Consider the following 14,548-nt stretch of genomic DNA (forward strand, 5'->3'; position numbering starts at 1 on the left):
CTTTCACTTAGGTACTCGTTTATTATTTTTCATACATGTGACAAATTTCCTTTGTACATTCGTATACTTTACGATAACGCGCATACACCTTTTGGTAAACTTCTACTTGTTGCGGGTTCGGTTGCACAGGGGATTGGTAGGAAACAAAAACACTTGCACATTCGTTCAAATCAGTAAACCAGTCACAGCCTACTGCTGCTAACATAGCGGCGCCAAGCCCAGGTCCTTGTTCGGTGGTTAAAGTAACGATCGGTCGATTGAAAATGTCCGCTTGCATTTGGAGCCACGTCTGATTTTTTGCGCCGCCACCGACTGATACGATTGTTTCGATTTTTTGTTGAGTCATCTCTTCCATGATTTCTTGGGAGTCCTTCAGAGAGAAGGTGATCCCTTCTAGCACGCTACGGGTAAAATGTTTCAACTCGTGTTGCGTATCTATCCCAATAAAGCTTCCTCTGATTTGACTATCACTGTAAGGCGTCCGTTCCCCTACGATATAAGGAGTGAACAATAAGCCATTACTGCCTGCATCAACACTTCCGATTTCTGATAGCAACTCGCTGAATGAACGATCAGGAGCAAAGCGCTGTTTGAACCAACTCAAGCTGTCGCCAGCAGCTAAGGTCACACCCATGGAATACGCGGCACCTGAGGCATGTTGGAAGAGATGGAGCTTCCCTTGATAGTCTCTATCCACATTCTTTTCGTATCGAAGGAATACTCCGCTTGTACCGATGGAACATAATCCCAGACCTTCTTCTAAAATACCAGCGCCAACAGCGCCACAGGCATTGTCGGCACCGCCTGCAATCACTTTGACTGGCTTGGTAAAGCCATATCTTTCTTTTAACTCGTCTTTCAATGTCCCCACCACTTCAGTAGAAGCCACTAAAGGAGGTAAGATGGCTGGATCAATCCCAAATTCTTCTAAGATTTCTTCGTCCCACTGCTTCGTTTCTTGATTCAGCAGTAGTGTGCCAGCCGCATCTGAATCGTCCATATGATACGAACCAGTCAACCAGAATCGTAAATAATCTTTCGGTAATTGAATGTGTTTGACCTTTTCCCAACTCGCTGGTTCGTGTTCTTGCACCCATAAGATTTTCGGTAGTGTAAATCCTTCTAACGCTTTGTTTTTCGTGTGCTGTAACAACTTATCTCCCATTTTTTCAGTGATTCGTTGACATTGTGGTGTCGTACGAACATCATTCCATAAAATAGCTGGTCTTACAACTTGATCTGCTTCATCCAAAAGAACTAAGCTGTGCATCTGTCCAGAAAAACTGATGCCTGCCAATTCATCTTTAAGATCAGTCACTTCCCCTAATAATTCTTTCAATATTTGATCTGCTGCTTTGAGCCAATCCGCCGGTTGTTGCTCGCTATACCCCATCTGTAGATTGCTCATAGGGTAAGAAGCAACTGCTTCTGCCACTAACTTTCCTTTTCGATCAAACACTAGGCCCTTCAAGGCACTTGTTCCTAGATCTAAACCTAATACATACATGAATCGTTCTCCTTTCCGACAAAAACAAGCGAAAGAAACAGTCCGTTCCATCAAGACACCGCCTGTTCCTTTCCACTGATTACATACGCTTTTTATTCTGTTTCTTCTGTGCTTTCTACTGAAGAATCTTCTACTGAGTCTGTTTTCACTTTACTTTTTTCTTTTCCATACTCTTCTAACTCTTCCGCTAACACATAGTTGACATCGATCGGAATTGTTGCGTCAATTGTTTCACCGTCGATTGCTTTCACTAAATTCTCGATCACTTGATAGCCGATTTGGTACGCATCTTGGTCAACGATCGCTGTGATTCGTTCATCCGCTACTCCGCCTAACCAAGTGTCCGTATAATCAAATCCATAATGAAGCACTTGTCCTGCTTTTCCTTGAGATTCTAACGCACTCATCACACCAACATTCGGCCCTTCTGAACCTAATGAAAAGACAGTGACTAAGTCTCTATTCGCCGCAATGTAACCTTCTAATTGTTTTTTAGATTCTGATGGTTGATCATTGTCTTGTATCGTCGCTAAAAACTTAAAGTTCTCAGCATCTTTTCCATAGATCTCTGCAAAACCTTCTTTCAGTCCTTTTTCACGATCGATCATAGTTGGTTGTGCAACATCCACACAAACGATGGCGATCGAACCACCGGTAATGCCTTTTGCCTTCATTTCTTCAGCAGCACGTAACCCTAATTCTTTTCCAGCTGAGACATTGTCTGTACCTACGTAAGCTGTCCGATCTTCAGGATTTTCTAAATCGGCATCAAAGGTGATGACTGGAATATTTTTATCCATGGCTGCTTTGATTGGATCAACAAACGCTTTTTTCTCAATCGGTGCAATGGCAATTCCTGCTACGTTTTTGGCAACTGCTTCTCTGATAAAGCCGATATGTTTCTCTTTCTTACTTGGTTCAGCAGAAGGAGATGTTTTTGTGACCAATGTATAGCCCAATTCTTGTGCCGCATCCTCTGCTCCTTTTTTCATGGGGTTCCAATAAGCCCCAGTGTCTACGATTGGAATGAAATACAAGGTCTTTTCACTATCTGCATCCGCAGAATCACTCGTACTACAGCCTGTACCAACTAATAATAACGCAACGAACATACTAATGACCCAAAATGATTTTTTTAACATGGTCTTTTCACTCCTTAGATTGTAATTATGACTGACGACTTGCTCGACGTTTCAAATAATCAATGATGATTGCTAAAATAATGACTAAGCCAGTGACTGTATCTTGTAAAAATGAATTTACCCCCATCAATGTCAAGCCATTTTTAAATACTTGTAAGGTTAAGATACCTGCTACCGCTCCGCCAATCGTGCCGATGCCACCGCTAAATGACGTACCACCCATGATCGCTGCCGCCATCGCGAACAAGTCTAAGCCATTCGCATCTTTGGAAGCGCCACCATTTAAATTTGAAACAATCAACAAACCAGCGATGGCTGCTAACATTCCTTCAATCATAAACATCTTGATGATATGTTTATCCGTATCGATACCGGATAATCTGGCAGCTTCTTGATTTGACCCTACCACATAGGTATATCTTCCCAGCCGAGTATTTTTCATTATAAAAGCAAATACAATGATGATAATTAAAAAAATCAAGGCATTGCTTTTGAACATATCCGTACCGATCGGCGTTTTCGCTAACCGATTGAACCACTCATTTTCGGAACCGATAAATTGTTCATCTGTGAAAAAGCCGAGCATTCCTTTGATGACATAACTTGTTCCTAACGTCAAAATAAATGAAGGTAAATCAAATTTCTTGATCAACAAAGCATTCACTGCGCCTAACATTGCCCCTGTCAATAATGCCAGAAGCACAACGACTGGCGCAGGCATTCCTTGATTTGCCGCATATAACCCGAGCATTCCTGACGCCATTCCGACATAACCAATTGATAGATCCACATAACCGCAAATCAAAATCATCGCATAAGCAACAGTTAAAATACCTACCGGCGGAATTTGTTGGAAGAAATTTTCAATATTGAACGTGCTCAAAAAATTCGCATTTGCAATTGAAAAATATAGGACTAAAGCAATTAACACTAAATAAACAGAGTAGTTCATAAAAAGTGACTTGATCGTTAACTTGTTTCGTTTTTCCATCGTTCTCTCCTTTGTTTACATATCCTCTAACCGAAGAATCGTTAATGCTCATTAAGCGTAGCATAGGTCATAACCAATTCTTGCGCCTCATCTTTTCTGTCCTGATACTCAGCGACGACGACTTCTCCTGTAATCTCACCTTCACGAAAAACATGGATTCGATCGCAGATCCCTAATAATTCAGGGATTTCTGAAGAGACGATCAAAATCGTTTTCCCTTGGCGTGCCAACTCGTTGATGATCGTATAGATTTCTGATTTTGCCCCCACATCAATACCTTTTGTCGGTTCATCAAAAATATATACTTGATTTGTTGTATTCAACCACTTTGCTAAAACGACTTTTTGCTGATTCCCACCAGAGAGACTGGCAACTGGACGTGCAATATCGCTGATCTTGATCTTCACGTCTTGTACAAACTGATGAGCCGTTTGATTAAGTGATTCATGTTTTAATACAAATCCACCTAGATTCGTTATCGTGATATTGTCTTGGATCGAGAGACCAAGAAACAAGCCTTGATGTTTACGGTCTTCCGTTAATAACCCGATTCCTTGACGAATCGCATCCACCGGTGACTTGATCACTACCGGCTGGTTCGCCAATTTGATTTCACCAGATTTTGCACGATCCGCACCGAAAATCAGTCGCATCGTTTCTGTTCGACCGCTTCCTACTAACCCCGCAAAGCCCAATACTTCCCCTCGTCTTGCCTGGAAGCTGACATTTTTCACCCGCCCGAAAGAATCAGAAAGGTTCAAAACTTGTAAGTAAGTTTCTCCTAATTGGGTAGGTTGTTTCGGATACAGATCGTTGATTTCTCGCCCAACTAAGCGAGCGATGATCGCTTCTTCAGACAAGTTTTTCACTTCATCGGTCAAGATATACTCTCCATCACGCATGATCGTGATTCGTTCACCTAATTCAAAGATCTCTTTCATCCGATGGGAGATGTAAATACTCGATACACCTTTTTCCTTCAATCTGCGAATGATAATAAACAAAACTTCGACATCTTTTTCAGACAAAGAAGTCGTCGGCTCATCAAAAATGATCACTTTGGCGTTCAAACTAAGCGCTCTGGCAATTTCAACTAATTGTTTATTGGCTGTAGACAACGAAGCAACAAGTGTAGTAGGAGAAATCGCAGATCCTACTAGATTCAGCCATTGTTGCGTGTCTTCATATAATTTTTTGAAGTCAACAATTCCTAGCGCCTTATTCTTATAGGGCAAACGACCAATAAAGATATTTTCTGCCACAGACAAATCTTCTGCGAGATTCAATTCTTGATGAACAAAGGCAATTCCTAATTCTTGTGCGAAGTCAGGAGTCATTTTAGGGATTTCTTTCCCTTCAAATATGATTTCTCCTTCGTCCTTATCGATCAATCCAGCAAGAATGTTCATTAAAGTAGACTTACCGGCTCCGTTTTCTCCCATAAAAGCATGGATCTCGCCTTTATTTATCTCTAGTCTTGCTTTTTTCAAGACGTGGACAGGGCCAAAACTTTTTTCAATATTAGACATTGAAAATAAACGTTCTTTTTCCATGAAAGATCTCCCCTCTTACTCCTGAAGCGACCACACTGTCCTATTCACTTTGCTTTTCCCGATAATCAAAATAATCAAAAACAGCTGGCAAATCATATCCTGAGTAATCGACGTTGACCATTCCCACAAACGCACCCGTAAAAAATCCACCATGGGTTTGGTTGACATATTCATCGGATAGTACTTTTGCGTCTAACTGGATCGCTAATTCGATCCATGTTTTTCCGTCAAACGAATAAGCATATGTGTAAGTTTCTCTTCTGACGATCGTTTTGAAATAAACAACTGTTACATCCTCTGGAATTGGAATGACCTGTTCCTGCAAATAACTTTTTAATACGCCTTGATTATTCTCAGTGAGTTCAATGACACGGCCTTTTTCTTCGTGCCAAGTCACTTGGATCATCGACCAATGTTGCGAATTATAATAATTCGTCAGCCCTGCCATTTGTTGGAAGGTCGTTGGTGAGTAGCTCAAGGCAGTTTCTGCTTCAAACTCAAATGCTTGCCAACGTCTAGCAACTAATGAGTTCCCATGTGTATTCGCTAAGCTTCCAGCGCCTCTCAATGTCAGTTTTCCATCTTTCAAGATGCCGATGTCCTTCGTAAAAGGGACACGTACTGTTTGAAATTGTGGTGGCAGTTCGCTTTGTTCGAAGTTAGTCCTTTCTGGCAGTTTTTCATAAGGGTGGGGTGTCACTCCTTTAGGTGCTTCCACCTCCAAGCTACCTTGCTTTCCACCAACGATTTCTGGCCACAATTCTTTAGACCATATCACCTTTTGAATCGCTGTTTCTCTGCCTAATGTACACCAGCCACGAGGATCATGGATGGATTCGTTTTTATGATGCCACGGTCGACCAGTCAAATGGGCAAAATACCATTCGCCTTCTGGTGTATCGACTAATGCACCATGCCCGCATTTTTGCAGTGGATTTTCTGGAGAGTCATAGGCAGTTAGAAAGGTCTCTGCTTGGCTTTCAAAAACTCCTTCTAAAGTTTTTGACCGTGCCACCACTTCTTGGTGCGTATAGACGGTGCCACCTTCTGCACAAAACAAATAATAATAACCAAATAACTTATACAGATGAGGCCCTTCCACTAATTTCACGTCAGTTCCTTTCCAAATGATCTTACCTGTTTCCGGAAGTAGACGTTGCTCTTCTACTGAATATTCGGTGCATTTGATCCCGTTAAATGGATGATGGTATTCGCGATGATCCCATTCCATTTGAACTAGGTATTTGCGGCCATCGTCATCATGAAAAAGAGAAGCATCGAAACCGACACCGTTCAATCGGATCGGTTGACTCCATGGACCAGTGATTTTTTCTGCGGTAGTCAAATAATTCGTACAATCTTTGAACGCCCCATTGACCACTTTGACATCGGTATAAACTAACCAAAATTTCCCATCTGCATAAGAGAGATCGGGCGCCCAAATTCCTCCTGAATCTTCATTGCCCTTCATATCCAACATCTCGACAGAAGCCAATGGACGTGCCACTAAACGCCAATTCATCAAGTCCTGCGACTCATAGATCTGAACGCCTGGAAACCATTCAAACGTAGAGTTGGCAATGTAATATGTTTCTCCCACACGCACAATAGACGGATCAGCATGAAAACCTGTTAATACTGGATTTTTAATTTTCATCGTACACCTCACTCTATTTTTTAGGAGAATCCCTTTCAACCATCCAATCGAGTCAGTGACATCTATCCTTAGCTAACTGAAAGAGACTCTCCATAAGTTGGATTAAACTAAATAATCATTCAAACAAGATTTGACATATTCGATATGACTTGATTCCAGCTCGATATCTTTCAACTTCATTGCATAGTCAGTCAAACTTTCCAAATCTTCCTTGTCGTTGACAATGGATTCCCCAATACCCTCTTGGAAAGTAGCATAGCGTTTCTCTTTTAAGGTATCGAAGAAGCGATCCTCTTTTAATTTCGCCGCTGCCTTCAACCCTCTAGCAAAGGTATCCATCCCTGCGATATGCGCTAAGAATAGATCTTCCATGGCAAAACTTGAACGACGGACTTTCGAATCAAAATTGATTCCTCCTGGTGCGATACCGCCATTTTCTAAGACACCGTACATGGCCAACGTGACATCATAGACGTTCGTTGGAAACTCATCAGTATCCCAACCAAGCAACACATCCCCTTGGTTCGCATCTAGTGAACCTAGCGCGTTGTTGATCCGTGCTACTTCGATCTCATGCTCAAACGTATGCCCAGCTAACGTGGCATGATTAGCCTCTAGATTCAGTTTGAATTTCTCTTGTAAACCATATTTTTGGATAAATTGTAAAGCCGTTGCGGCATCAAAATCATATTGATGTTTACTTGGCTCCATTGGTTTTGGTTCAATCAAGAATTGTGGCGTATGACCGATTTTTTCACTATAGGCGATCGCCATTTTGAACAAACGTGCAATATTATCTTGCTCAAACGCCATATCCGTATTCAACAACGTTTCGTATCCTTCACGACCACCCCAGAAGACATAATTTTGACCGTTGAGTTTTTTTGAGATATCTAAGCCTTTTTTGACTTGAGCAGCAGCATAGGCAAAGACATCCGCATGATTCGTTGAAGCCGCACCATTCACGTAGCGTGGGTGGCTGAACATATTCGCCGTATTCCAAAGTAGTTTGATTCCCGTACGCTCCATCTGTTCCTTGATCAAATCGGTGATTTCATCTAAGTTTGCATAGAATTCTTCTAAACTATTCCCTTCAGGTGCAATATCGACATCATGGAAGCAAAAATATTCGACACCTAGTTTTTCTAAAATCTCAAAAAAGGCCGCCACTCGATTTTTTGCAGTTTCCATTTCATTTGCACCTAGCCAAGTTCTTTGATTGACTGGCGAACCAAACGGGTCACTGCCATCTTGTGTCATGGTATGCCAGTAAGCAACAGCAAATCGTAAATGCTCCTTCATCGTTTGACCAGCAACTACCTCTTCTGGATTGAAATGGCGAAAAGCAAAGGGATTGGTTGTCGTTGTTCCTTCATATTGGATTTTTTCTATTTGTGGAAAAAAGCTCATATCATATTCCTCCTAGTTTATTCATTCTATATTAGTTAGTTCACCTAACAAACTAACTTAACAAGCATATAGTATACGCTTTCATAATTATAGTCAAGTTATTTTTTTATTATTATCAAAGCATTTATAGTCGAATGAAGTTAATTTATTTACTTTACAAAACGAAATAGCAATAGATAAATAACTAGAAAAATAATGAGATTACCAGTATACTTTAGAACGTATCCTCATTACATAATGAATAGGAAGTGATTTACTTTGAAAAATCCAACGTATACTCGACGGAGCCCAAATGAGTCTCTCTGTTTAGAATTGATTATGAATCAACCCGCTCTTTCTCGTGCAGAGCTTTCAGCCATAACTGGACTAACAAAGGCAACTGTGTCCTCCATTGTAAAAAAATTGATCGATGACCAACTAGTCATTGAGACTGGCATTGGAGAATCTAGTAATGTCGGCGGACGTAAGCCAATCATTCTTCAATACAATGGAAAGGCTGGCCTCTCTATTTCCATTGACATCGGCTATAATTACATCCATGGTCTCCTTACTTATCTAGATGGGGAAGAGATCCAACATATCCAAAAAAAGCCAATCACATTAGATGAGGAAGCCATCCATCTATATCTTTCAGAAATCTTCACGTTATTTGAACAACATCTTCCGACGACAGAATATGGGATTATTGGGGTAGCAATAGCCGTTCATGGCCCTGTCTACCATGGTGAGCCGATTTTTGGCCCTCATTACAATTTCGATCACATTCCTTTTCGCAAAATAGCTGAAAAACTGAGAGACTATCCTGTCTATTTAGAAAATGAAGCAAATCTTGCAGCCTTAGGCGAATATAGCTTTACCTCAGATTCGGAAAATCTTGTCAGTATCAATATGCACAGCGGCATTGGTGCAGGAATCGTCAAAAATGGGAATTTAGAGGTTGGTGCCCATGGTTTTGCTGGTGAAATCGGTCATCAGATCATCGTGATGGACGGTAAGGAATGTCGCTGTGGCAACCGAGGTTGTTTGGAAATGTACGCTGCCAATAAAGTCTGCTACGATCGATTTGCTCAGAAAAAAAAGTTGGACTATGTCAATGCCATCATCCTTCGAGAATATGTTCAAAACCAAGATCGTGATGCCCTACAAGTCGTGGAGGAAAATATCAACTACTTGACGATCGGTATCAACAACTTGATCGCCCATTATGACCCATCGATCATTATTTTGAATAGCTCACTTTATCGCGAAATACCTGATATGATCGAACAGTTAAAAGGCAATCTGCACAATCATTTTTCGAATCAATTAGTCGTCCGCAACAGCTCCTTGAACGAAAAAGCGACACTGCTAGGAGGATTGGTCTTAAACCTCCAACACTTTTTAGAAATCAAACACCTGAAATTAAAATAATCATGAATCAATAAAAAAATCTGCCAAACCGGAAATCATTGAATTCCAGTTTGGCAGATTTTATCTAAATAAAGTACTCGTATCTTTAACTTGAAATTTTAAATAGTAAAAGAACAAAAATACCTTCTACAATTGATCAAACACTTCAACAACATGTTCCACTGTAAACTGATAATTTTGGATGATCGTTTCCCCAGGTGCGCTCGCGCCGAAACGATCGATCGCAATGATTGCCCCTGCTGTCCCTGTATAGCGCTCCCAGCCAAATGAAGCAGCCATTTCGATTGCAACACGCTTCGTCACTGCTTTTGGCAAGACGCTTTCTTGATATTCCGCGGATTGTTGTTCGAACAAATCAAAACTTGGCATTGAAACCACTGAAACATCTTTCCCTTGTTCCGCCAATACTTTTTGCGCTTTGACAGCTAGATCCACTTCTGAACCTGTCGCGATCAAGATTCCTTCTGGTTGTTCCCCTTTGGCAGGAGACAAGACGTAAGCACCTTTTTTGACCATGTCATCTGCCACTTCTTTCGTTGTTGGAAGAACTGGTAGATTTTGACGACTCAAGACTAAGATCGTTGGCGTATCTGTGGATTCCATCGCTACTTTCCATGCCGCACGAGTTTCGTTCCCGTCCGCTGGACGTAAGACATGGACACCTGGCATACTTCTAACCGAAGCCAATTGTTCCACTGGCTCATGCGTCGGACCATCTTCACCAACTGCTACAGAATCGTGGGTCAAGACATAAATGACTGGCGTATTTTGGATCGCTGCTAAACGTACAGCTGGTCGCAAGTAATCGACAAAGACAAAGAATGTCCCTCCATAGATGCGTGTACCGCCATGTAATTGGATCCCGTTCATCGCTGATGCCATCGCAAACTCACGAACACCAAACCAAATGTTGCGGCCTTCATAGTGTTCAGGCGTGAAGTCTTTGTCGGCTGTGACCATCGTGTTGTTTGAGCCGGATAGATCGGCAGAACCACCCCAGAAACTTGGGATCGCTTTTGATAATGCTTGGATCATCTCTTTACTTGAGACACGACTGGCTTGACTTTCGCCTTCGTCGTATGTTGGAAGCTCTGCATCCCAATTCTCTGGTAATTTCCCAGCAAACGCATCTTCGAATTGTTGCGCTAATTCTGGATACGCTGCTTTGTATGCTGCGAACAGCTCACGCCAAGCATTTTCAGCTTTTTCACCTTCTTCAACCATCGTTTGACGGAAACGTTCCGCTACTTCTTCTGGTACGGCAAAGTCAGGGTATTCCCAACCATAGATCTCTTTGGCTTTTTGAATGCCTTCTAAGCCAAGTGGTGCGCCATGGACCGCAGAAGTTCCTTGATTTGGAGCACCAAATCCGATGACTGTTTTTACTTCGATCAATGTCGGTTTGTCTGTTTCGGCTTTCGCTTCTTCGATTGCTTTTGAGATGGCTTCTAAATCATTGCCGTCTTTGACCAAGAGATGTTGCCAACCGTAAGCTTCATAGCGTGCGCCAACATTTTCAGTGAAGGCTTTTGAGGTTGGTCCGTCTAAAGAAATATCGTTTGAATCGTATAAAACGATCAATTTACCAAGTTTCATATGACCAGCCATCGAACTTGCTTCTTGTGACACACCTTCCATCAAGTCGCCATCACCACATAACGCATACGTATAATGATCAACGACGTTGAACTGCTCTTTGTTGTAGGTCGCCGCTAGATGCGCTTCTGCCATTGCCATTCCCACAGCCATTGCGATCCCTTGACCTAACGGACCGGTCGTTGCTTCGACGCCGTCCGTATGATTGACCTCAGGGTGTCCTGGCGTTTTTGAATCCCATTGACGGAATTGTTTCAAGTCATCGATCGTCACTTGATACCCTGCTAAGTGTAACAAGCTGTACAACATCGCTGAACCATGTCCCGCTGATAAGACAAAACGGTCACGGTCTGCCCAGTTTTTAGAAGTTTTCGGATTCACTTTCAAGTGTTTCGTCCAAAGGGCATAAGCCATTGGCGCGGCACCCATTGGTAACCCCGGATGTCCTGAATTTGCTTTTTGTACTGCATCGACACTCAATGTACGGATCGTATGCACACCAAGCTGATCTACTTTATCAAACAATATAATTCCTCCTTGTTCGTTCCTATAAAATAATGTCCATACTTTAAATTTCACTTTGAAAATAAGACAGAAGAATCAAAAATGAATGAGGCATTCTCGATTTTCCTGTCTTATTACTCAATGGTGACCGCTCCTTTCACAACCTAGATAAACGGCGTTCGAAAGCCAACTCCTTCAATAGTAAGTCGAAACGTGAAAAAATATGTGAAGCTATTTTCCCACGTTCCGCCTTACTATTCGGAGCTGACCGGCTTTCTCACGACCTTCTCTTACCCGATCGTTTTCCCAGTCATTTCTTCATAATCGGTTTTCATGATTTCCCATGACTTCTCGATTTTTTCATCTAAGCCAAACAAGCCACTGCGACCGACGATATAAATATCTGGTCCTGCTGCATCGATTCGTTTGAAGGATTTACGGTTGGAAGAGCCGTCCATTTCAATCACATAGTTATATCCTTTTTCTTCGCGTAGTTCGCGTAAAGCAACGATTTTATCCAGTGTACTTTCAATAAACCGTTGTCCAGCAAATCCTGGATCGATTGTCATGATCGTGATTTTATCGACCAATTCGATGTATGGGAAGATGGCTTCGATCGGTGTTTCTGGGTTCAAGACGACGCCAGCTTTTAACCCTGCATCATGGATTTGATCGATCAAGCGAAAAGCTAAACCATCTAATAATTCGGCGTGCATACAGATCCATTCACACTTTTGGTCGATTAATTGATTCACCCAAAAACTTTGGTCTTTGACCATTAAGTGCGCAGACATCGGTAGATTACTGATTTTGCGTACCTCATCAATGAACCATGGAGATAACGTGATATTTGGTACATAATGACCATCCATGATATCGATATGGTAAGAATCGACATGATCATTTAAAAATTCGATTTGTTCTTTGAACTTATCCAAGTCCATCGTCATCAATGAAGGTGAAAATTCCACTTTTCCCATTTATTTGTTCCCTCCTTGAAAGCTTTCCCAGTCCGCCATGAATTGAGCAATTCCTTTATCTGTCAACGGATGGCTCCACAACGTTTGGTACAATGATGGCGGTACAGTGGCAATGTGTGCGCCAACTAAACTCGCTTTTTCCACATGTTCCGAATTGCGGACACTTGCTGCAATGATTTCTGTAGAAAACCCGTAAGTATCTAGTACTTCACGGAGTTTTGCGACAAGTTCGATCCCGCTCGTTCCGGTATCGTCTAATCGACCTAAAAATGGTGAAATAAATGTAGCACCTGCTTTTGCTGCTAGTAACCCTTGTGCCACAGAGAAAATCAATGTGACATTGGTCTTGATCCCCAATTTAGATAATTCGTTCGTCGCTTTCAATCCTTCTTCTGTCATAGGGATCTTGATCACGATGTTTTCCGCCCATTGGACGATTTCTTTCGCTTCTGCGACCATGCCGTCTGCTTCCAAACTAGTCACTTCTGCTGAAACAGGTCCATCAACGATCGAACAGATTTCTTTGATGACTTCTTCAAACACGCGTCCTTCTTTGGCAATGATCGTCGGATTAGTTGTCACCCCATCGACTAAACCTAGCGCATTGATTTTTTTGATTGCTGTTACATCTGCTGTATCTAGAAAAAATTTCATCGATTTTGCCCCTCTTTTTTACGCACTTATTTTAAAAAATCTGAATATCATCTAAACTGATATCTTCTTCCTCTTTCTCTACTACTAAGTCCATTTCTTCTTCCGGCACGTTCTTTTTGATTACAGCTAAAACGACGGCTGTAACTAAGACGTTCACTAAGATCGCGATCACACCTGCCCATGGTCGAGACATCGTTGGGATCATCAAGACACCACCGAAAGGAACTGTTGCATCCGCACCTAAGATCATCGTTGTTGCTCCACCAGCAAATCCACCGATTGCTGTTGCAACTACACCACGTACGATATCATTCATAACTAAAGGAATCACACCTTCAACGATATTGATGACACCCATTGGTACGGCTGATTTCAATGTCTCTACTTCCACTTTTGTATAGATATTCTTGCGGAACATTTTGGCGATAAAATAAGCTAAACCAAAGCCGATCGGTGTGGCTGTATTGACTAATTGCAATGCGGTGATCGGACCATTCAACCCTTCTGCTTGCATCGTCAACACAAAGGCAAATACGGTTTTGTTGATTGGTCCACCGTAGTCGATCCCACTTAACAAACCGATCACACCACCAAAAATCAATAAGGAAGAATTGCCTAATCCATCTAAGAAATTCGTTAATAATAGCGTTAATGCTGCGATTGGCGCTCCAATGATATAAACCATGACTAAGCCACCAACAATTGAAGCAATAAATGGAATAATCAATGTTGGCATCAATCCTTTTGCCCATTTTGGTACTTTGACATGTTTTAAAATACCTAAAACCAGATACCCTGCTAAGTAACCACCTAAAATCCCCCCGATAAAACCAGCACCAATTGCATTTGCTGTTAAACCAATAATGAATCCTGGTGCGATCCCTGGTTTAGCTGCAATAGAATAAGAAATCCCAGTAGCGATCACAACTGGTAATAATCCTAAACCTGCGCCACCCATTGTTGCTAACGCATCCCAAATCGAAAACTCGCCTTGTACAAGTGTTCCTTGACTTGTTCCGCCAAATGCCATGCCGATCGCAATCAAGAATCCGGCACCACATACGATTGGAATCAGATATGAAATCGCTGTCAATAAATGTCCTTTTAAATTTAACCTTTTAATTGCCTCCATTTTGTCTCCCCC

Annotated in this window: 11 protein-coding genes; 1 reads left to right on the plus strand and 10 read right to left on the minus strand. The window is 41.8% G+C overall.

What is annotated here, in order from left to right:
* Nucleotides 1-22: 22 nt before the first annotated feature.
* From xylB to xylA, 6 genes are all read right to left on the minus strand, one after another.
* Nucleotides 23-1,507 carry a xylulokinase gene (gene xylB, locus CUS89_RS11755; protein ID WP_104872266.1) on the minus strand — a complete coding sequence of 495 codons (1,485 nt, stop codon included), beginning with the start codon at nucleotides 1,505-1,507 and terminating at the stop codon, nucleotides 23-25.
* 92 nt (nucleotides 1,508-1,599) lie between these two features.
* Nucleotides 1,600-2,649, minus strand: coding sequence for a sugar ABC transporter substrate-binding protein (locus CUS89_RS11760; protein ID WP_065096610.1), 1,050 nt, complete (start codon nucleotides 2,647-2,649; stop codon nucleotides 1,600-1,602).
* Nucleotides 2,650-2,674: 25 nt separating this feature from the next.
* Nucleotides 2,675-3,640: an ABC transporter permease gene (locus CUS89_RS11765; protein WP_023520548.1), complete on the minus strand. Its 966-nt coding sequence runs from the start codon at nucleotides 3,638-3,640 to the stop codon at nucleotides 2,675-2,677.
* Between the two features lie 41 nt (nucleotides 3,641-3,681).
* The gene (locus CUS89_RS11770; RefSeq protein WP_104872267.1) at nucleotides 3,682-5,193 is read right to left on the minus strand and encodes a sugar ABC transporter ATP-binding protein; all 1,512 of its coding nucleotides are present in this window, start codon (nucleotides 5,191-5,193) and stop codon (nucleotides 3,682-3,684) included.
* A 40-nt stretch (nucleotides 5,194-5,233) separates the two neighbouring features.
* Entirely contained in the window at nucleotides 5,234-6,850 is a 1,617-nt protein-coding gene (locus tag CUS89_RS11775; RefSeq protein WP_104872268.1) for a glycoside hydrolase family 43 protein, read from the minus strand.
* Between the two features lie 102 nt (nucleotides 6,851-6,952).
* The gene (gene xylA, locus CUS89_RS11780) at nucleotides 6,953-8,260 is read right to left on the minus strand and encodes a xylose isomerase (RefSeq protein ID WP_104872269.1); all 1,308 of its coding nucleotides are present in this window, start codon (nucleotides 8,258-8,260) and stop codon (nucleotides 6,953-6,955) included.
* Nucleotides 8,261-8,518: 258 nt separating this feature from the next.
* Here xylA and CUS89_RS11785 point away from each other — a divergent pair, with 258 nt between their 5' ends.
* Entirely contained in the window at nucleotides 8,519-9,670 is a 1,152-nt protein-coding gene (locus tag CUS89_RS11785) for an ROK family transcriptional regulator (RefSeq protein WP_065096613.1), read from the plus strand.
* Between the two features lie 126 nt (nucleotides 9,671-9,796).
* On the opposite strand, the gene tkt is transcribed toward CUS89_RS11785, so the two are convergent.
* The 4 genes from tkt to CUS89_RS11805 all read right to left on the minus strand — a co-directional run bounded on the left by tkt (nucleotide 9,797) and on the right by CUS89_RS11805 (nucleotide 14,536).
* Nucleotides 9,797-11,791 carry a transketolase gene (gene tkt / locus CUS89_RS11790; RefSeq protein WP_104872270.1) on the minus strand — a complete coding sequence of 665 codons (1,995 nt, stop codon included), beginning with the start codon at nucleotides 11,789-11,791 and terminating at the stop codon, nucleotides 9,797-9,799.
* A 269-nt stretch (nucleotides 11,792-12,060) separates the two neighbouring features.
* Nucleotides 12,061-12,750, minus strand: a complete 690-nt coding sequence (alsE, locus tag CUS89_RS11795; RefSeq protein ID WP_104872271.1) for a D-allulose 6-phosphate 3-epimerase — start codon at nucleotides 12,748-12,750, stop codon at nucleotides 12,061-12,063.
* The gene (gene fsa, locus CUS89_RS11800) at nucleotides 12,751-13,404 is read right to left on the minus strand and encodes a fructose-6-phosphate aldolase (RefSeq protein WP_074800904.1); all 654 of its coding nucleotides are present in this window, start codon (nucleotides 13,402-13,404) and stop codon (nucleotides 12,751-12,753) included.
* A 31-nt stretch (nucleotides 13,405-13,435) separates the two neighbouring features.
* Complete coding sequence (locus tag CUS89_RS11805) at nucleotides 13,436-14,536, minus strand: PTS fructose transporter subunit IIC (RefSeq protein ID WP_104872272.1); 1,101 nt, start codon at nucleotides 14,534-14,536, stop codon at nucleotides 13,436-13,438.
* Nucleotides 14,537-14,548 lie beyond the last annotated feature (12 nt).

The organism is Enterococcus mundtii, assembly GCF_002947535.1.
Lineage (GTDB): Bacteria > Bacillota > Bacilli > Lactobacillales > Enterococcaceae > Enterococcus_B > Enterococcus_B mundtii_B.